At 44.4% G+C, this 21,682-nt stretch carries 9 protein-coding genes; all 9 read right to left on the bottom strand.

The features are described from left to right. Window positions 1-116: 116 nt before the first annotated feature. Window positions 117-749 (bottom strand): putative quinol monooxygenase, encoded by a 633-nt coding sequence (locus GMES_RS18220; protein WP_006994250.1) that lies wholly within the window; start codon window positions 747-749, stop codon window positions 117-119. Window positions 750-1,073: 324 nt separating this feature from the next. Further along, the gene (locus GMES_RS18215) at window positions 1,074-2,477 is read right to left on the bottom strand and encodes a hypothetical protein (protein WP_006994249.1); all 1,404 of its coding nucleotides are present in this window, start codon (window positions 2,475-2,477) and stop codon (window positions 1,074-1,076) included. Between the two features lie 402 nt (window positions 2,478-2,879). Beyond that, window positions 2,880-5,909, bottom strand: a complete 3,030-nt coding sequence (locus GMES_RS18210) for a sigma 54-interacting transcriptional regulator (RefSeq protein ID WP_006994248.1) — start codon at window positions 5,907-5,909, stop codon at window positions 2,880-2,882. Then, window positions 5,906-7,678 carry a two-component system response regulator gene (locus GMES_RS18205; RefSeq protein ID WP_006994247.1) on the bottom strand — a complete coding sequence of 591 codons (1,773 nt, stop codon included), beginning with the start codon at window positions 7,676-7,678 and terminating at the stop codon, window positions 5,906-5,908. The genes GMES_RS18210 and GMES_RS18205 overlap by 4 nt, the downstream gene beginning before the upstream one ends. Then, window positions 7,668-12,167, bottom strand: coding sequence for a hybrid sensor histidine kinase/response regulator (locus tag GMES_RS18200; RefSeq protein ID WP_006994246.1), 4,500 nt, complete (start codon window positions 12,165-12,167; stop codon window positions 7,668-7,670). Before GMES_RS18200 ends, GMES_RS18205 begins: the two co-directional genes overlap by 11 nt. Window positions 12,168-12,423: 256 nt before the next feature. Next, a complete protein-coding gene (locus GMES_RS18195; protein ID WP_006994245.1) occupies window positions 12,424-14,541 on the bottom strand; it encodes a S8 family peptidase in 2,118 nt (705 codons plus the stop codon). Between the two features lie 419 nt (window positions 14,542-14,960). After that, window positions 14,961-18,176 carry a ligand-binding sensor domain-containing protein gene (locus GMES_RS18190; RefSeq protein WP_039987776.1) on the bottom strand — a complete coding sequence of 1,072 codons (3,216 nt, stop codon included), beginning with the start codon at window positions 18,174-18,176 and terminating at the stop codon, window positions 14,961-14,963. Window positions 18,177-18,355: 179 nt separating this feature from the next. Then, on the bottom strand, window positions 18,356-20,065 hold the full coding sequence (locus GMES_RS18185) for a putative bifunctional diguanylate cyclase/phosphodiesterase (protein ID WP_006994243.1): 1,710 nt from the start codon (window positions 20,063-20,065) through the stop codon (window positions 18,356-18,358). 49 nt (window positions 20,066-20,114) lie between these two features. Further along, window positions 20,115-21,671 carry an ATP-binding protein gene (locus GMES_RS18180; protein WP_006994242.1) on the bottom strand — a complete coding sequence of 519 codons (1,557 nt, stop codon included), beginning with the start codon at window positions 21,669-21,671 and terminating at the stop codon, window positions 20,115-20,117. Window positions 21,672-21,682: the final 11 nt, after the last annotated feature.

The raw sequence follows: 21,682 nt of genomic DNA, 5'->3' as shown, positions 1-21,682 counted from the left end.
GTATAAAAATCAAGCACAAAAAAGACCATAGAGAGTTAAATAACTCGGCTATGGCCAATAGGAAGTCACACACAATTTTGCAAATTTGTCAGAGATTTACGTCTATAGCAGTTGACTTAAAACTCGTTGACGAAGTTCATGTACTGTTTCATGTCGCCCACTATTGCTTGCTCTAACACTTTGCCCGTTTCAATGGCATAGGGCTGATGAAAATGAATGTCCCACAGGTCAGACTCAGTGCGCCAATGCTCATAAATTACCAGCGTATCGTCTTGCCCTTCGACGGTGTATAAGTCAAACACAAGATTACCCGGCTCTTCGCTTCGGGTGCACTGAACATGCGACGTGAATTGCTGTAGCAATTGAGCGCGAAACTCTTGTTTAATTTTAAAGATGAAGAAAATACTGAATACCTCATCTTGTGGTTGCACTTGCTTGGGGTTGTTTTCATGCAACGGAGCTGCTGCGGTATCCTTTAGGTTCATTACCTCAAGAGGAGAAGCCAGAGCCGTTTCAGCTAGTTGCAATAAGGTTTTGGCGTATGGCTGATTCACATGCGCTTGGTGCGCTTCAGCACTTGCCCAACGCTCATAGGCGAAAATAGTCGTTGGTGAATCCTTGCCCTCGAAGAAGCGCATTTCCAGCATACCCGGTTCATTCACTGAACCTAGTTTATTGTCGTTTAAAACCTGTTTGAACGTTTCAAGTTGTTCGGGCTTTACTTCAAATTTTACGATCAAAGTGAGCATGGGCATGTCCTTTATATTCAATTATTTCATTGGTTTTAAAGGCAGCGTCTGTCACTTCAAATTGTCGCAACAGGCCCGCCTAAGTCAGTGATGAAATACTATCTTTCATTGCTAAATTGAAAAACCCGCTACAAAGAGAAAGACTTTCAATGAAAACTTGATAAAGCTCAAGTATCGGTGATGCATCTCTTGCTCTCGTAAGAGCTTGAGGAATTAGAAGTGTTGTTTGAGGCGAAACACAACCAAAGGGGAATTGAGCCATAAGCGCCGACGATGTCTTCCTGCGATGATCAAAATGGCACTTTAGTTGAGGTATAACTCAGTTTATTCACCCGCTTGAAATATGCTCCAGTTGCTTGATAGTTCTAGGTTGAATTGGTCAATACTGAGGTTAAAGCGAGCAGATTTTCCAATAAACTGAGTGTTGTCCCATTGTTGGTGTGACACCAAGGCGATGACATTGTCGCCTGAGCGAAATAGCTCACTGGGCACGGCAATCTTCAGTGGGTTGTATTGCCAATCTTGGTTATTTAAGGCCTGCCCATTGATGTAAATTTGCTTGATTTGATTTGCCTTTCCAACACTTAAGCTCACCACTTCAGGGTCAATCGCGAAGTGCACGTGCTTTCGCGCAATAAGGGTTTCACCTTTAGCAGCCCCTTCCATAGACGCTAGATTCATGAGCGGCCACTGGGAATCATCAAACTGAGGTTGCAGCCATTCACTTTTCACAGGTGAAGTTGAAGGCGGAGTTGAACGTGAGGTTGAAGGTGAAGCAGGTTGGGCTTTTTCTTTACCCCTTTCTACTGATTGAATTGGCTCTACTGGGCGCTTGGGTTCTTTCACTAATGCCACATCTGGCACGGTTGCAGTGGGTGCCCGTTTGGGACTTGCATTGGCTAGCGACACATTTTCAATCGCCTGAGTTGGCTCTTTATCTATCATAGCTTTTGGAATAGCTCTTGAAATAGCTTTGTTTTTCGCACTTGCCTTGGCCACGGCAACGTCTGGCTTAACAGGAGTGGCTTTCTTTACATCTGCATGACCAATAATAATACCATTTACTGTCTTAAAGTGTGTGCTATCAGTAACAGTCAACTTAAATGGGCCGCCAGCTTTCTGCCCCGGCATAGTCACATGCCACAGACCAGTACTGCCTGCTTGCACTCTAGCCATCGTGTAGGTCTCTTGCTCCTTAATCAGCTTTATATCAACGGTTCGCCCTGGCTCGGCAAGGCCACCAACGCTAATTTTTTCACCGGGTTGAAGCAACATATCATCGTTTAAGCGAGTGGAGAGAATAATGTCCCCCTTTGGATTTCGCATATTAGGCTCAGCATTACCCACGTATATGTCATGCAAATAATGGGTCTGCTCACCGTCGCTAATAAGAAACTGATAAGGCCCCCCAGGAGGTTGCTGAGCTAGTGATACTTGCCACTGACCTTGGGAGGTTATTTGCGCTCTGGCCATAGTAACGGTCGTACCGTTTTTGAGCAGTTTAACATCGACTGTGCCACCTTCAGGCCCCTGACCTTTCACAGCAATGGCTTTATAAGCAGACAAACTTTCACCGTCGATTAGTTGGGCAGTTAATCTTGCTGTCGACGCCTCGCTAGAGCTTTGCGCTGCCTGAGCTGCTGTAGTCACAGCCGTAAACAACAAAATCGCAGCAAACGCACTTAAGCAGCCGCTAACTAAAAATTTGATCTCCCGCAGGCTGATCATGCTTTTCACTCCTCTTGAGCGTGTAGCCAAGCAGATACACTCGGCATTCCATTTAAGGATGTTAAGTAGGTATTGTGTGTATTGACCGAGCATAGAATGAACATCGACGGGGTGCTGGCACGCACTAAATAGCGTGTAGCGACTAACGAATGTCAGAATACGATCCCCTAAGCAACTCTACGTGGCTGTCTGTTATTCGTTAGCTGGTTTTCAATAAGAAGTGCTTAGCAAATTTCACGCCGAGAATTATTTGAAAGGCCTGATGTAGTAAGTTCACGGCGCCTAGCCATACTATATGCACGTGACCGATGAGCATGTGCGAGCGCTTTGTTATAAAAGCGCAATGCCCATAGGTATGCCATGGTTGCACTTCGCTTCCATTTCAGATCACTTCACTTAAGATCACACAGCCGTTTGGATTTGCTGAATGATTTTGCGTAACGTGGGCTGAGTGACGTCTAGCAGTTTAGCTTTGTGTTGTTGACTCAAATCTTGCTGTAACACCAATTGCTGCAGTGAAGATTCAATTGCTGGCCACGATGCACTGTGTGGCTTATGTTCAAGTATCTCGGTAAAAACTCGACTGCACTGCAGAGTTAACTCAGCGAGATCGAGATGAGCAAAATCCTGTTTGTTCAGCTTGGCATAGCGCCGCCTGATGGTAGATTCTGATTGTTCAAGCTGCAAAGCGACCTGATAAAGACTGCCCCACTTCACCACGCATTGATTTAACCACTGCTTTTCCAACCAACCACTGATTGAGAACAGCTGATTTTGTTGACATGCAATGGCAATTGCTTGCGTCAGGAGCGCCGAAACCCGCTCTAATTTTACCCTATTAGGTTTAGTCCCCGCTGTGAGTAAATCTGGCATCTGCGCAGGTGAACTAGCACTGCTTTTTAACGAGACGTCGTCACCCTGTTCCTGCAAAATTAAATGCTCAGCCTCAACGTAATCACCGGCGCAAAGTATGACAGCACGCATCATACAATTACGTAACTCTCGCACGTTGCCTGGCCATGTATATGCATTAAGCTTATCTATTGCAGCAGCAGAGAAATCCAAAATATCTTTATTGTATTGTTGGCTGAATTTCCGCAAAAAATGTCGACACAAGAGCAGAGGATCATCCCCTCTGTCGTTTAGTGTTGGCAAGTTAAGGGTAAATACATTAATACGATAATAAAGGTCTGCTCTAAAGCGCCCTTGCGCTACTTCGTCTGGCAAATTGCGATTTGTGGCCAATACTAAGCGCACATCAACCTTTCTAATGCGTTGGTCACCTACCGCAACAAAGGTTTTTTCCTGAACAAAACGCAGTAATTTTGATTGAATGTCCAGAGGTAGCTCACCCACTTCGTCCAAGAAAAGGGTACCGCCATCCGCTTGGGCAATCTTGCCAGGTTGGTCAGTTGTCGCCCCAGTGAAGGCACCTTTTCTGTGACCAAACAGCTCACTTTCAATTAAGTGCTCAACTATGGTTGAGCAATCTACCGTGATAAACGGCTTATCAGGGTGCAGGCTGTGATTGTGCAACTGCTGTGCAATCACCTCTTTGCCTGTTCCAGACTCCCCGATGATTAGTACGGACGCGTCAGTGGGAGCGACGAGTTGTACTTGTTGCATTAGGGTACGCATTGCTGCTGATTCAAACAGCAATTCGTGCTCTGGGGATGGTTCTTTACCTGCTACAGAGCGGCGATTTTGATCTTGCTCAAGTAGCATAATACGGTCAATAGCAGCCGCCAAGTTAGGAGTCACTTGTTCTAACTGCTCAGCGCATTTTTGTGCGTTGTCCTTCCCTTGGGGCGACCAGCACACCACTAAAAATCCTAAGCATTGGTCTCTGGTTTCTAATGGAATAATCGTACAGTGAAAATCAGATAATTCAGTGATTGGTTGCGCTAATCGTGTGCCTGAAGAGGTGCTCGTTACGTTGCGATTAACCCATTGGTGTATACGCTTAACCTCAATGTCTGCAATGGTTGTGCTACTGGCCAAACACGATAATGCATCGCCTTGCTGCGTGTACAAGCCTGCAAATTTGCTTTGTAAACCTCCGGCTAGCAATTGGCACACTTGGGTAGAGAAAGCCTGTAAGGAATGAGTACTACCGATAAGATGAATAATATCCCATTGCAAGTTCATCAATCTGAAATCGTCATTGGGTGCTTGTGAAAATTTGCCGCTCATGCGGTCAAGATTAGCCAAAATATTCGCATCAAATTGAGGCTGCCAACTCACAAGCTTGCCGCCCCCTATGCTACGCGCCGCTTGCAGCGCAGCATTCGCTCGGCGAAACAATTCAAGCGGTGATTGCTCACCTAGTTGTTCTTCTGAATCAAGTGAAGCAAGGCCTAAACTAAATTCCAGTTTCAGCTTTTTACTTGTGAATGACGTAGAGCGCAGCGTTTGAAGCATACGGGTGGCGAGGATCTGGCCCTGTTTCTCGTTTGTTTCTGGTAAATGCGCGGCAAACACTGCCCCACTGTAACGGCTGGCAAAATCATTGCCTCTTAATACTACCGAGATACATTGCATTACCTCTTTAAGCACCTGATCACCCACGTCACGACCGTGTGTGCGGTTAAGCTGGGCAAATTCATCAGGGTTAATCAACAACAAGGTCACTGGGGTACTCTGCTCACTGAGCTGAGCAACCCATTCTTGGCTTTGCCACTGCGCTACTTGGCGTAAAATGAGTAGCGTTTCGTTATCAGGTAGCGGCCCTACAAATCCATCAACCATCAATACCGTTTTATCTAACTGAATGGGAAAAGGCGGTAAACGCGTCATGGAGTGCGTAAGCCCTAAGTCAGACAATATATGCTGCATGCGCTTTTTCGCAGTACTAGAGGGGATATGTAAACTGCTAAGCCAGTTTTGCCCTATGGCTGATAGTCCTTTGGTTCCCAGCATCGACAGTAACTCAGGGTTGATGTCTTTGATTTCCCCCTTGGCATTCAAGGTTAGCGACAGGTCCCCCAAACAATCTGACAACAAATTCAATTTATGTTCAACATACACCTTATCTTGGCTAATACTGGACTGCTGCCTCAATAATGAGAGCATCATGGCTAATACACCGCTTGCTCGCCAATCTACGAATTTATGCCCAGGAATGGGTTGGTTATCTCGCAAGGCAGATGTGTCGCCAGTCAACCAATAGACTTGTTGTTCAAGCAGCTCGTATTTGTCGGTTAATGCGATTGCATGTTCTTCACTATCGCACGCAACTAGCAAGGGTGCCTGTTGAGAACCCTTAATCGCATTCACCGCTTGGCTCAGGGGCGCAACATCAAACATAAATTCACTGTTGGCGGTGTGTTTTTCCAGCTCTCTAATGTGGGCTGTATTCGGCTTATCCACATACAATAGAATACGCTCAAATTCGTCCGCTAAATGGGCAAAGGCAGGAGACATTTTAATCATAATTCTGCCATCAGATGCGTAAAGTTTTGGCTGAGCAGTGGCCCAATATATTCTGCCGCCACAGGCCGTGAAAATAGATACCCCTGTAGCAGTAATTCGTTGCTACTTTTAAGAATGGCAATTTGGCTCGTGTACTCAATCCCTTCGGCGATAACCCCGAGCTTTAAGCTCTCAGCCAAGGCTAAAATGGCCTCGACTATAGCGACATCATCTGGGGCGGAATTCACATCACACATAAAAGAGCGATCAATTTTTAGAATATCGATCGGAAAACGCTTGAGGTAACTTAACGACGAATATCCTGTTCCGAAGTCGTCTACAGCGAGAGAAACTCCAAGGGATTTAAGCTCAACCAATCGGGCAATGTTTTCCTCGGCATCACTCATGATCACCGATTCTGTCAACTCCAATTCCAATAATGAAGGCGGAAGCTGACTCTGCTCTAAAACCTGCGCCACTGTTTGAGTAAAATCGTGCTGCCTAAATTGATGCGCAGACACGTTGATGGCCATGCGCACTGAATGACCTGAATCTAGCCACTGCTTGGCTTGATAACAACCCTGCTCAAGCACTAATCTGCCCAGTTCATTGATAAGCCCTGTTTCCTCAGCAATAGGAATAAACTCATCTGGCGGAATAATCCCCCCCTTTAATGGTAACCAACGAACAAGCGCCTCTACCCCGACAATGCGCCCGCTTTTGGCACACACTTGCGGCTGATAAAAGGGTACGATTTCGTTACTTTTTAGCGCTTGGCGCAGGTCTTGTTCAAGTTGCAAACGCGCCGCAGCTTTGGAATTCATGGAGTCTTGATAAAACTTATAACAACAGCGACCAGACTGCTTAGCAAAGTACATGGCGGTATCGGCATTTTTCAGCAGCATTTCGGCATCTTCGCCGTCATTGGGAAACATGGAAATACCAATGCTGGGCGTAACCACCACTTCGTATTGCTCTAACTGAAACGGTGTGCTGAAACTGCGAATAACGCGCTCCGCCACCAGCATCGCTTCGTTTGGATCATTTAAGCGACTAAGAAAAATAGTAAATTCGTCACCGCCAAAGCTAGATAATTGAGGGGCTTCAATGGTTTGCTCAGTGGAGACGCGCGCAAAGGTATCACTGTCCCGTAAATTGGCTTGTAAGCGATGTGCGACCTTGCGTAACAGCTTGTCACCGTAACTGTGACCCATAGTGTCGTTGATGCGTTTAAATCGGTCTAAATCGATGAACAACATAGCGGCTTGATAATCGTTGCGCTTAGCCATAGCTAAAAAGCGTTTTAAATCTTGCATCAAATATTGACGATTCGGTAAACCGGTCAAAGAGTCATAAAACGCTAACTGATGGAGTTCTTGTTGCTGAGTGACTAAGTCTGCGAACGCTTGACTCGCTCGTAAAATATACTTAACTCGCTCTCCTAAAATGGGCCATTTAATCGGTTTTGCTATAAAGTCTGTGGCGCCCACTGCATAAGATTTATGGATTGAATCAATATCATCTGAGCCCGTCACCATAATGATGGGAATATGCTTACCATTTTTATGCTTACGAATGTAATCACAGACTTCAAAACCGTTCATTTTAGGCATGGAAACATCGAGTAACAGCAAGGCAGGGTTATGTTGTTCGAATTGCTCTATCGCGCGCTCACCATTTTCGGCTTCCAGCACTTCTATGCTGTCACTGGCGAGTGTTTCCTTCATTAAGATCCGTGCCGTGAGATCATCGTCACTGACTAAAATCTTAACTTTTCCTTCAATCGACATGTCTAAACGTCTCCAATTTTTCGCAGCTGATGATAAAGGTAGCTTGAATACGCTCAGCTAACGAAAGCACTTCCTGTACTTCATTATTCTTTACTTTCTCCTCTAACTCCCTACACAATTCGTATAAGGCTTTTGCGCCAGAGTTACCTGACATCGATTTAAGGGCATGGGCAATTTCCCCAGTAGCGGCTAAATCTATCGGCGTCGCTTGCGATACGTGCGTTAACTGCTTGACCAGTTTTTCAGCCTCTTGGGTAAATGCATCAAGTACTTTCGCAAATACGGGATTACCTGTATCTCGAGAGATATTGAGTAAGGTATCCACTGTCGACATATCCAAAAGCGTCAGCTGCGCTTGGGTATCATCGGTTTCTTTTTGTGCTTCGCGAGGTGAGTCTTCATTCGGGGTTAGCCCTTTTTTAGCAGTAGGCGATACCAAGAAGCGCGATAGGGTTTGCTCTAATTCTTGTAACGAATACGGTTTCGGCATGACATCGTTCATGCCTGAGTCCAAGCACTGTTGCTTAAGGTTGTCCCCCATGCCTGCAGTCAGCGCGATAATAGGAATATCTGGCCAGTCCTGGCGAATAGCCCTAGTCGCAGCGTAACCGTCCATCACCGGCATTTGGCAATCCATCAACACCAAATCAGGTTGTTGCAACTTCACTTGCTCTACTGCTTCTGCGCCATTGTCAGCTAACCAGGCTTCACAGCCCAATAGCCCTAGCATACTTTTAGCGACTTCTTGATTGGTCAAACTGTCTTCTGCCACTAAAATATTAGCGGAAAAATGCTGATGATTACGATGCCCTTCATCAGCTCGACTTGACGGGATGTTCTCAATGCCCAGCGCTCTATTTAAACTCTTATGCAAGCCTCTAAAATGCACCGGAAGGGGCAAAACGTTGCGCTCGTCGTTCTCCTGCCACTGGGAAGTGGGTACTAAGCAAATCCAATTATTCAAAGGTATACCCGCTTCTTGGATAGACGACTGGTATTCACTTTGGCTGATCCATAAGCCCTGCTTGGCGGAGGCAAGTTCAGATTTAACCCGTTGCACATGTACCAAGTTAATATCTAATTTAGTTAACATGGTTTCTATCGCATGCCCCAACCCACTGTTTAAATTAACCAAATACACAGTCGGGCACGCTATTATCGGTGTAGGTTGGTTTAGCGAGGTGCCAGTAAGCGGCAAATCAATTGCAACACTGAAGCGACTGCCTTCACCTATATTGGATTGAACGCCTATTTGCCCTCCCATAAGTGCAGTAAGTTGCTTACAGATGGCCAAACCTAGGCCTGTTCCCCCATACTTACGCGTGGTAGACGCATCTGCTTGCGTGAACATTTCAAAAACTTTTTGCTGACGATCAGGCGCCATGCCAATGCCGGTATCCTGCACACAAAAGACAAATCCACTGTGCTCGTTATCGCTCTCTTCATGTTCGGTATCATGGCAGGCCACTCGCCTAACACTGACATTGACTTCGCCCCTTTCGGTAAACTTAATCGCGTTACTGGTTAAATTGGCGATGATCTGGCGCAAGCGCGCAGGATCCCCGTAAACTTGTGGCAATGGCTCAGGAGATAAAATGGCGTTAATATTGAGGCCTTTGTTGTACGCGGCCTCACTAAATAAGTCGCACACTTCCTCTATTAGGGCTTCTAAGTCAATTGGCACTGATTCCAACGTGGCTTTACCTGCCTCTAACTTTGAAAAGTCCAAAATGTTATTAAGTAAATCTAATAATAATCTGCCAGAGCGGTACACCAATTGAGCAAAGTGTTGCTGCTTAGGTTTTAAATCTGAGCTCAACAAGACCTCGGTCATGCCTAATACCCCATTCATGGGTGTACGTATTTCGTGACTCATGATGGCTAAAAAGTCACTCTTCTCTTTACTGGCTTGTTCAGCGAGTCTGCGAGCTTTTTCAGTTTCAATTACTGCTTGCTCAAGCTGGGTATTTGCATGACTCAATTCTTTGGTGCGCTCGGCAACTTTTTCTTCTAGCTCTATGAGTTGCTGTATTTCCATCTGGCGTTTTCTACGATAGCGCCAGATAACATTAAGAATAATCATCAACGCTATTAAGCAATACACACTATAAGCCCATAGTGTTTTCCACGGGGGAGGTAAAACGGATATGGGCAGTTCAACCCCTTGGGTATTCCACAAGCCTTGGTTGTTGCTCGCCTGTACTTTTAAAACGTATTCACCTGGGGGCAAATTGGTAAAGGTCGCCAAGCGCCTGTGCTCAAGCTCAATCCAACTAGGATCGAGGCCCTCTAACTTGTATCTATATTGGTTTAGGCCAGGCGCGTTGTAATCTAAAGCGGCAAATTCGAATGAAATGAAATAGTCAGTGTAGTCTAACTCCAAATTCTGAAGACGCTGGTAAGGCACATCGAACCAGACTTGTTCATTGAGCTTTTTAATGCGCACCAATACCACAGGCGGCACAACATCGTTGTCTTTTATATCATCAGGGTGAAAACGCACTACGCCTTCATTACCGCCAAAGTACATTACGCCTTGGCTGTCTTTAAATCCTGCGCCGAAATTAAACTCGCTATTTTTGAGCCCTTGTGAGGTGTCGAAATGGCGAACCTTGCCACTTTCTGGGTTCAACCGCGTTAAACCCGCCGTGCTGCTCAACCACAAGTTGTCATTTTTATCATTCAAAATGGCGTAAATATGACTACTTGGTAATCCACTAAAACCGTCAAAACGGGTAAAGTGGTTTCGCAACTGAGCGATATCACTCGCCGACCACTTGTTTAAGCCGCCGCCTTGAGTTCCGACCCAAAGTTGTGCTTTTGAATCCTGGTAAAAAGCCCACGCCATAGGTGCAGATAAACTATCGAAATCGTCCGGTTGGTGCTCGATATGGTCAAAATTCAGCGAGATCGGATCAAGCATATTTATGCCAGCTACGGTGCCGACGACTATGGTTCCGTCCAAAAGTTGATAAATGGCAAGAACACGATCGCTGTTCAGGCTGCGAGGGTTATTTTCGTCGTAGCGATAGTGCACGAATTCTGAACTGCCCGCCGCTAAGTAATTAAGCCCGCCGCCAAACGTCCCGACCCAAATATTGCCCGCGCTGTCTGGAAAAACACTGGTAACACCATTGAAACTCAGGCTTTTCTTGTTTTGAGGGTCGTGCATATAGTAATCGATTTTCTGAGTATCGACATTGAGGCGTCCTAGCCCTCCACCTCGGGTACCAAACCACAGCATGTTGTTATCACCACGCACTGTCATCACTCTGGCATCAAGTAACGCTGGCGTACTGTCTTTATTGATAACTTCTTGTACTTCACCCTGGGCATTTAACCGTGTTAAACCACCATAAGTCGCCACCCAAATGGCGCGCTCGCCTTTTGATGACTGCGTCTCAGCAAATCCCAGTACCACATTGTTGGCTAAGCCTTTGGTAATATGTTCAAAGGGAACTTCTATATTTTTGCTGATTCCGTTGAACGTTCCAAACCACATTAATCCTGAAGGGTCTTGCAATATCGACAGAACCTTATTGTCGTTCAGTCCGTTTTCGGTGGTGTAGGTAGTAAATTTGTCACGCCCATTCCACAAGCTTGCACCAGACTCTGTGCCCAGCCACACTCGCTGACGCTTATCCTGATAAATACTGTGTACTAAATTTGCCGCAAGGCTACTTGCCTGCTCGTTTTCGTGCTGCCATGTTGTAAATTGTGTGCGCTGAGGGTCCAACATGCTCACCCCAGCATCGTGACTGGCTATCCACAGGCGCTGCTGAACATCGATGAAAACCTGCGTTAATTTGTCGCTGAACAACGGGTCGCTTGAGCCTGTATGAACACGCGTTAGGGTTCTGGTCTTTTTGTCTAGTTTGAGCAGGCCATTGCCGTCGGTGGCCAACCAAATGCAGTTACCATCTTCTACTAGCGACGTGACCGCGGCATCTTTGTCTAATTCAGGCAACAGAGCACGGGTGTCAAAATGTTCAAATGTCATATCTTGGGGGTTAAAGCGACTAAAGTTACCGTTGCGATAACCTATCCAGATATAATTTTCTGCGTCGTGATAAAGAGATTGCTGTCTATTTGATAATGGTGACGAATCAGAACCTTCAGTATCTTGCCAAATGGTGAAGGTCTGTTTGGCAGAATCAAAAAGATTCAGCCCCCCGCCATCAGTGGCAATCCATAGTCTTTGCTGCTCATCTTCTAAGATTGCGCGTACATTATCTGAACTGAGGGATTTCGGTTGCCTAGGGTCATGCACAAAGCTAATGAGTTGGTAACCATCGTATCGACTGAGGCCTTCTTGCGTCACGATCCACAGATACCCAGTACTGTCCTGGTAAATTTGGCGTACGGTTTTTTGCGTTAGTTCTTGGTTTAATTCAGCCGATGTAAAGCTGAAATTAGGGTTTTCAGCAGCGTGAATACCCATGGCGAACGTGAGGAGAAACAGAACGCCAAATACCTTACTCATGACCATATGTGTGCAGCGACTTATTATTTTTTATTAAAACAGACTACCCCATCGCAGTAGAATTGCCAACAGATACAGCAACTTGGCAACCTCCCATAACTTCATAACTTCATAACCAGCTATTATCCCTCTAATTAAGCTCTGGAAATTTCCTTTGTTCAGAAAGATGTTTAATCACTAAAAATAAAAAAGCCCCTTGTCGCTACGAACCTAGGCAGGCAGTGACAAGGGGCTAAATGGGTACCTTTAGGGTATTAATTCGTTATTCTTGCAACATAAAGTTCTCTTGGTTCATATGCGCTTCTTCCCACATGAAGGCTTCTTCCCACATGAAGGCCTCTTCCCACATGAAGGCTTCCTCCCACATGAAGGCTTCTTCCCACATGAAGGCTTCTTCCCACATGAAGGCTTCTTCCCACATGAAGGCTTCTTCCCACATGAAGGCCTCTTCCCACATGAAGGCTTCTTCCCACACTTCAAACTCGAAACCTTGAATGTAGTAGTTGCCCTCATCATCTTTTCGAGCTGCTCCCATATAATGTTGCTCACCGCTCAAATCTGCCGCTATGTCCATGCCATTATTGGCACAACCTGACTCATTCGACTCAACAGCTTTAATCGCATTTACGCTGCCTGAGCCTTGTTGGAATGGGCTGTAAGCCAGCTTGCCATTCACTTGGGCCATAGTGGTGCTAGTCATCAAACGACATTTCACATCATTCGCACTGAGACTTGGATCGTTTTGCAACATCAACGCGACTACGCCACTGACCACACCTGAAGCTTGAGACGTACCCGACATGATGAAGCGGTCTTTACCCACCATATATTGCGGATATTTAGCAGGCACATACATGTCTTCATTCGCCAGGCTAAACATATGTCCGCCAGGTGCCACCATATCAGGTTTTATAAATGCCTCATGCGTTGGGCCCTGTGAAGAGAATGACAATAGAGTGTCATCATTGGCATTGTCTTGAGTGTAATTATCACTGATTGCACCGACACTTATCACGTAAGGCACATTAGCGGGTACGCCTATGGTCATTGCACTTGGACCAGTATTGCCCGCTGATGTCACCACAATAACGTCTTTTTCCCATAACGCCATCACCGCTTGGTTAATGGGGTCATCCCAATAATTTGAGCGAGGCGGCGCACCAAAAGAAAGGTTTACCACGCGAATATTCAATGCTTCGTGGTTATCCGCTATGTATTGAAGGCCGCGTAATGCGTCTAAATACGTGCTATGGCCATCTTCGTAAAAGGCTTTTACCACCACGAGGTTTGCATCTGGTGCAACACCTTGATAGTAACTACGCATTTGGCCGTCCACCACTGCACGGTCACTATTGGCAATAATACCGGTAATATGGGTGCCGTGACTGTTTTCATCAGTGAGGTTACTCAGGCTCACTTCGGTATCTTCTAATGCATCATATGCCGCTTTGATACGGGTATTGTTCGCCGTATCATTTCCTAATGCACTATGGGCGCCCCACAAACCACTATCAATCACAGCTACTGTTACGTCCTTACCAGTAATACCGCGATCATGTAGCTCGTCAGCGCCAATGTTATTAACATAATAACTATTGCTGTCGCCTTCATTTGCTTGGGTGTCATACCCTTTTACTAGGCTGCGATCGCAACCTTCTTTGAATTGAACATCTAAAGAAAAATCTCGTTGTTGATAACTTTGCACGCCTTTATTGGCGAAAGACACTTCGACCGTCACACCTTCAAACGAATCTAGTTTAGCGAAACGTTTTAGTCGTTTAATATTTATCGACAATTCACCAGTCTGTTTGCTGTACAACCGCCAATAAACAGTGGCCCCGTTCACTTTAACTGAGTAGATATGCCCTAGCTCTTCAGGCCATTTAAAAGACATGCTTTGCATATTCGCTTCCATGTCACGGGCGTTGTACAAGTTCCAGCGAATACTTCTATTGGTTAGCTCTGCGACGTGACTTCCATACACCAAACAGTGATCTAATGCACTAGATGTATAGACGGCTTCGTTCTTTTTGATAGTGATAATGTCAGTCAACTGATTAAGCAAAACAAGCTGTGCGTCGCTTACTCGAACGCCAATGCCGTTAATGAGTGGTAGCTCATGGGTTATTACACCACCAAGGGTGTTAATCACGTCAATTAAGACACTCACTTCAGCCCCTTGAATAATCACTTCATTATTCAGGCCCACTAAGCTATCCACTGTGTTAACGAGCTCTGAGACACCTAACGAACCAGGCACGACGGTAGATTTGATGTCTTTAACTAAGCTACTGACTTCCAGGCCTGCACTCGAGACAGAACTAAAACAGACTAGACCCGCTAGAAGTAATGCTCTCTGCTTGTTGAATTTTGGTTTCATTATATATTCCTTTTCAAATCCACTCGTCGAATTTGAAGTCAATTTAGTTAGCACTATCGCTGCAACTATGTGATTGCAACCTGCGTGCCATTTTATATATAACTGATATTGTTGACTTTTATTTTTAAATGAAAATTATGAATGCATTAGAGTGAAATTAATGAATGAATAAAATGATAGCAATTAGACTTATGGTTGCATTCACTTATTTCAAATCAACTTGAAGCTACGGGAAAGATAGTTGGCTGGCAGTCAATATCACTAAATTAAAAAGCCGAGTAAAGGTTGTGTAAGCAAGTAATAGGGACGAAAAGAAACGGAAGTGAGTTTACACTTTGCACCACTAAGGGATATATGGCATTTACTATACCCCCAAAATTGAGGAAAAAAGCGGGAGAATATTTATGAAATAATTAGGTTCATCGCCACTGAATTTTATCCACTTCATCAATAGAACTCGCTAGCATTAGTTGCCCCGAACTGATCAACGATTCAGTCTTATCGATTACAGCACTAAACACGTCCTGTTCATCGCACGTCAAGTCAGTAAAGCCTATCCACGTGTTTCTGTTTGACTTTTTAGCGGCATATAAACACACGTCAGCTACATCAATCGTGCGCTCCCAATTAAGTGAAGTAGGATTGCTCGACAGCAATGGAAACACGCTGAAACCAATTGAACAGGTGACATTTAGTACAATGTCTTTTTCGACCTTGAATGAGTGCTCTTGAATCGAACGACGTAAACGTTCGGCCAGTATGACCGCCCTGCTTCGGTTGACAAAGCGCGCAACAATAAGAAATTCCTCACCACCCCAGCGCAGCAAATAGTCAGTCTCGCGAAATACACTTTCTAAAATTGATTTCACTTCGACCAAAACGCTATCACCAGCACTGTGACCATATTGATCGTTGACGTGTTTAAAGTGATCTAAGTCGACTAAAAAGAAGACTAAGTCAGTATCTTTCATCGCTTGTGCTGCACCGGTAGCCAGATGTTCTTCATATCTTGCGAGCACGAAATCTATATCTGCGGTTAGGTTTTGGCTCAAGTAACGGCGGTTTTTAAGTCCAGTAAGCGGGTCGGTGAAACTAATCTGCTCCAATTTATCATTGGCTAATCTAAGATCAGCGGTACGCTCTTTCACTTTATCCTCTAAATCAATAAGATGCTGAGCTCGTCGTAATCGTTTCAAACGGTATCTGCGCATGGCGTTTAATAAAATAACAATGCATAAGAATGTATAAAAACAGTAGGCCCACGTTGTCTTCCAAGGTGGTGGTAACACTGTGATTGGCAAAGACACTCCGTGTGAATTCCACAAACCTAAATGGTTACTGGCTTGTACTTTAAGCTCGTACTGACCGGCTGGTAAATTAGTAAAGGTTGCTTGGCGGCTATGATCTAATTCGACCCATTTAGGATCTAAGCCCTCTAACTTATAGCGATATTGGTTGAGCTCAGGCGCATTAAAATCTAACGCAGCAAATTCGAAAGAAATATAGTAATCCAGATAATGTAAAACGATTTCATTCTGCTCTTGGTACCTTACATCAACGCCTATTTTTTCATTCAGCTTCTTTATTCTAACTAACACCACCGGGGGCACTTTTTTACTTTCCTTTATTTCATTTGGATGAAAGCGGACGAGACCCGAGTTACCACCAAAATACATGATGCCCTGACTATCGGTAAAACCTGCGCCAAAATTAAACTCGCTGTCCTCTATACCTTGGGATGAATCGAAGTGACGCATAGTGCCGTTGTTTGGATTAAAACGCGTAATACCGGCGGTACTGCTTAGCCATAACGATCCACTTTCATCACCTTGAATCGAATAAATGTGACTACTTGGTAGACCGCTGCGCTTATCAAAATGAGTAAAGCGATTTTTTAATGCACTGACATCCTCTTTGCGCCATTGATTTAAGCCGCCTCCTTGGCTACCAACCCAGAGGTTTTCATCATGGTCTTGATAAAAAGCCCACGCCGTTGGAGCAGATAAGCTTTCCAGCTTATCTTGTTGATGTTCAATACGCTTAAAAGTAGATGTAACAGGGTCAAACACATTCAAACCGGACACTGTGCCTACAACTAACATACCGTCTTGTAGTCGCCAGAGCGCTACCACGCGATCGCTATTTAGAGTATTTGAATTGTTAGCTTCATAGCGAAAATGTTTAAATCCCTTACTATTGGCGGGCAAAAAATTCAACCCACCGCCAAATGTACCAACCCACAGGTTCCCCTGTTTATCAGGTAATATACTCGAGATACCATCAAAACTGATGCTATTCGGATCTTTCGGATCATGTTGAAAATATTCTAATTTTTGAGTATCAACATTAAGCCGTCCCAAACCACTGCCACGGGTGCCAAACCACAAAATATTGTTATCGCCCCTAACTGTCATTATGCGAGGGTCTTTAAGGGGTGGTGAGCTTTCAGTATTAAGCACTTGCATAACGACCCCATCACTATTTAATTGTGATAATCCTTTATAACTCGCAACCCATATAGATCTAATGCCGGAAGATGAATGCGTTTCAGCAAATCCCAGAACGGTATTACTCGCTAAACCTTTATCGATTAACTCGAATGGTACTTCGATACCTTTGGTTATCCCACCATATGTGCCAATCCACATCAAACCTGAGGGATCCTGCAAAATGGACAGTACCTTGTTATTGCTGACCCCACTTTTTTCACTGAAATTAGTAAATTTATTTTGAGCATTCCATAAGCTAAGGCCCTCCTCTGTTCCTAACCAAATCCGATGTTGCTGATCTTGAAATATGGTGTGGACTAAATTAGAGGCGATGCTACTTTCTCTGCTATCGTCGTGGTGCCAGGATATGTATGTATTCCTTACGAAATCTAATTGACTAACACCTGCGTCATAACTCGCAAGCCAGAGACGTTGCGCAGAATCAACGTATGCATTTGTCAGCCGATTACTAAAGAGAGGCTTTTCACTTTCTGAGTGAATATGAGAAAGTAAGTAGTCACTTTTCCCCAATATTAACAAGCCATTTCCATCAGTCGCTAAATAAATATTTCCAGCATCTTCTGTAATTGATGTAATAAATGCATCTTGTTTTATGCTAGAAAGTAAACTGCGGGTTTCAAAATGCGTGAATTTATTATTCTCAGGATCAAACCGACTGAAGTTACCGTTATTGTAACCAAGCCAAATATCTCCTCCTTGGGCTAGATATAGACTTCGAATTTTATCAGACATGGGCGATTCAAGCCTATTACCTCCTTCTCGCAATAGCGTAAAAGTATGGTCTGCTGGATTAAATAAATTCAACCCGCCACCATCTGTCGCAATCCATAGGCGCTTTTGTTTGTCTTCAACAATCGTTCGAACGTTATCAGAACTTATGGAGTTTGATTGACTTGGATCATGAGAGAAATTAAGCAACTGATAGCCGTCGTATCGACTTAAGCCTTCTTGTGTAACGAACCACAAATAACCAGTGCTGTCTTGATACACTTGGCGAACTGTTTTCTGAGATAGCTGCTTGCTAAAATCTGCAGCGGTAAAACTAAAAAATGGCTTTTCACTTCCCTGCAGCCCAGCACTAAACAAGACGGATAGTACAACCCAGATCATTCCGTTTTTGAACATAAATACATCAATACTACTAAGATAATACTTTAGACTAACTCAAGCGGGTGAACTTTCCAACAAATTGATAGGTAACAACAAGTTATAATTATAAATAAGGATATACTTGGTCAGATAAAGACACTGAAAAATGCGCTAAACGTTTTTTAAAAAATCAAAGCGTGTTTATCTTATTTGCGCTATATCTGATACTGCTGAGCCAGAAATACATCTGTTTTAGTGGCGTCCATTGGCATGCCCAGCAAGTATCCTTGTAACCTGTCTAATTCGAATTTTTGGCATAAACTCATTTGGCTCTTTGTTTCTACTCCCTCAGCAACCACAATAAAATCCAAGGTTTTAAGCATCAGTGCCAACGCCTCGAATACTCTTAAGCGCTTATCTGAAACTTGCGTCGTCGCCTGCATGCTCTTATCCAATTTGACGATATCAATTGGGTAGTCCATTAAGTGCGCTACCGACGAGAATCCCATTCCGAAATCATCCAGTGCGATTTTGAAGCCGTATTTGGACAACACACGCAAAGAGTGCGTAACCATACTGTTATCTTTAATCAATGCAGTTTCAGTTATCTCTAATATGATTTTACTTGCTGACACATTATTGGCGTCAAGGGCGCGCTGACACTCGCTGAGTAGTCTCTCATTTTGCAATTGTACCGGTGAGATATTGATAGACATGGTCAGGTTAGCATCGAACTGTTGGTGCCACAGTGCAAGTTGGTTCATAGCCGTCTCGATGACCCATTGGCCAATTCCATCAATCAATTTACTTTGCTCTGCAACCGGGATGAACACATCTGGGGTGTAAAAAACTTCTGCTTCTGGCCAGCGAATAAGCGCTTCAAAGCCTAAGAGTTTGCCGTTTTTTGCACAGAAAATGGGTTGATAGAATAGTCTAAATGAGTCGTTTTTAAGCACATTGTTCAAAGCGTTATGGATGATGAAACGCTGATTAAATTCAGTTTGATAGTGTGGCTCGTAAAAACTAATGCCGTTTTTGCCATTTTGTTTCGCTCGGTACATCGCAATATCGGCACATCTTAATAGTGCTTGTGAATCACTCGAATCTACCGGGCATAGCGCAACGCCTATGCTTACACCGCAGATAACCTCTTTTCCCTGAATATTAAACGGCAACTTGAACGAATTGAGCACGCGATTACAGACACTGCTTGCATCCGCCACATGGGTTATATTTCCTAAAATGATGGCAAACTCATCCCCCCCTAAGCGCGCGAATCCTTCATTATTGCGTAAGCAACTGCGGATTCTCTTTACAGACTGCTTAAGGACACTGTCACCAGCTTCGTGCCCCATGGTGTCGTTTACGTGTTTAAAATTATCCAAGTCCAATGCTAAAAGGGCTACATTGCTGCCATCGCGCTTATTATTGGCGATCATGACTTTCAACATTTCTTCAAAATGGTAGCGATTTGATAGGCCTGTCAGGGGGTCCATTTCGGCCATTTTTTTTACTTCTAAATAACTCATGTGCATGCGCTGTTCGATCTCGAAGCGCTTATTTGCATGCAGAATGGCCCGTTCTAACTTGGCTAACGTGATCTCATTTTTAGGTATGAAGTCTTGAGCGCCAGCCTCGATGCACCGCAGCGCTAAATTAGTGTCGTCTGAGGCGCTTATCATGACTACCGCGGTGTTACCCATATCTGGCTTAGCATGCATGTCAGTCACCATTTCAATACCATCCACGTCAGGCATACGACAATCAAGCAAGATGACATCAAACTGATTGCCATCAAGTAGCTCAAGCCCTTCGGCAACAGAACTCGCTTCTTGAACTTCATGATAAGAGTCACCGGACGCGCCAAGCGTTCTTCTTACCACACGCCTATCTACAGCATCATCGTCAACAATGAGCACCTTCATACGCCGCCCTCAAAGGATGCATCAAGTCTTGCATTACTGAAAAATGTGCTCATCCCTGCTGTGCTCCATGTTTAGGTTTAGGCCAATACACAGTAAATGTAGTTCCATTTTCGCCATCAGAGTCAACTTCTATTCTGCCACCATATTGATTTAGGTGCTTAAGTACAACAGAGAGTCCTATCCCACTGCCTTCAACTTCATCTCTGGATTTCAGTGTTTGAAACAACTGAAAGATGCGCTCAAAGTTTTTTGGATCTATTCCTGGGCCATTATCTTCAATACTTATCACGTAGAAATATTGTATTTCGCGAAAGCCAACATTGATTTGTGGGCTGGTTTTGTCGTTGTGCTTTACCGCGTTGCCTAGCAAATTTAGCATGATCGTTTTAAAGGGAACGAGCGCGACTGTTAGTTCTGCAGGCGCCACATTGATAGTGAACTCTTTTGGGGCGTCTAGTAGTGGTGTTAAATCCCCTACCAGAGTTTTCAATACAATGCGTTTTGTCGTGGTATCTTTACGACCAATTTTGGCAAATGAAAGTAAATCTTCTAATAACTGGTACATTCTATTCGCACGATGGACGACTAGGCGAAGATTCTCTTGCGATTCAGTTGGCAAAATGTTGTGGCAATCTTCCTCAATCCATCCTAGAAGTCGACGAATGGCATTTAAAGGCGCTTTTAAGTCATGAGAAGCGATATGGGTGAAATCGTCTAAATCGTCATTTGCATGTTTTAACTGCCGAATCAGGTTTTCCCGCTCAGTGATATCTCTGCAAATGCATAATATATGGGGTTTGCCGCTGGTGTTGTAAAATCGTCTCTTTACTGTTTCATATACCATCCTTTGGCCTGCTGATGTGTACACGTCTTGGGTACTAACGTATTGGCCATCTTTGAACGCTGCTTCATCCTGCGCAAGCAGTTCTTGGGCCTCTTGGCCACTAGGCTCTTTTACATTGGTATTGCCGATAACATCTTGCTGCTTATCTTTAGGGAAAAGTGACATGAACGCCTGATTAGCGTAAATGAACCTAAACTTGGCATCCTTGACGTAGATCCAATCTTTATTATATTCAGAAACAAGCTGGTCAAGTTCGCGTGCTTGGTCAAGTTTAATAGTATGCTGGTGCTGCTCTAGATGACTCGTAATGTCTCGCACTAACACATTTAGGGTCGATATATCTTTGGGCAGAAATTCATGTTTTTGGCTGTAATAAAGCTCTAAATAACCAAAGGGTACTTCGCCACCACGAGCGTCACTAAGAACAATAGGTATACTTACGCGATGATAATCGTCGCCTATACACACCCAATTCGCATCTGTTATTTCTATGGTGCTTAACTGACCACGATAATACAGTGATTGACGAAAAGAATGAGTATCCGCGAGCATTTGCGCTGTGGCAATTCCGCTTTTGGCGACTGAGATATTGATATTCTGATAATGACATGCCAATCGGCAATAGCGTGGCTCAAGTGTGAGTAAAACAAGTTCGCAAATATTGTTGAGGTTGACTTGCAAGGAGGGGGCTAAATTCAGCTGCCATTCACCATCTTCTGCAGCCAAACTAGGTCTTCCTATGTAGTGTTCAATCTCTAACATTTGCCTTCCTT

The sequence above is a fragment of the Paraglaciecola mesophila KMM 241 genome (genome assembly GCF_000315015.1).
GTDB classification, from domain to species: Bacteria; Pseudomonadota; Gammaproteobacteria; order Enterobacterales; family Alteromonadaceae; genus Paraglaciecola; species Paraglaciecola mesophila.
Note: the sequence above shows the minus strand (reverse complement) of the source record. Positions and strands in the feature narration are given on the sequence as shown.

Bases quoted from the DNA above. Each gene is read 5' to 3' on its own strand.
- GMES_RS18180 (WP_006994242.1), bottom strand. From the start codon at position 21,671: ATGTTAGAGATTGAACACTACATAGGAAGACCTAGTTTGGCTGCAGAA.
- GMES_RS18215 (WP_006994249.1), bottom strand. From the start codon at position 2,477: ATGATCAGCCTGCGGGAGATCAAATTTTTAGTTAGCGGCTGCTTAAGT.
- GMES_RS18205 (WP_006994247.1), bottom strand. From the start codon at position 7,678: ATGTCGATTGAAGGAAAAGTTAAGATTTTAGTCAGTGACGATGATCTC.
- GMES_RS18185 (WP_006994243.1), bottom strand. From the start codon at position 20,065: ATGAAGGTGCTCATTGTTGACGATGATGCTGTAGATAGGCGTGTGGTA.
- GMES_RS18195 (WP_006994245.1), bottom strand. From the start codon at position 14,541: ATGAAACCAAAATTCAACAAGCAGAGAGCATTACTTCTAGCGGGTCTA.
- GMES_RS18210 (WP_006994248.1), bottom strand. From the start codon at position 5,909: ATGATTAAAATGTCTCCTGCCTTTGCCCATTTAGCGGACGAATTTGAG.
- GMES_RS18190 (WP_039987776.1), bottom strand. From the start codon at position 18,176: ATGTTCAAAAACGGAATGATCTGGGTTGTACTATCCGTCTTGTTTAGT.
- GMES_RS18200 (WP_006994246.1), bottom strand. From the start codon at position 12,167: ATGGTCATGAGTAAGGTATTTGGCGTTCTGTTTCTCCTCACGTTCGCC.
- GMES_RS18220 (WP_006994250.1), bottom strand. From the start codon at position 749: ATGCTCACTTTGATCGTAAAATTTGAAGTAAAGCCCGAACAACTTGAA.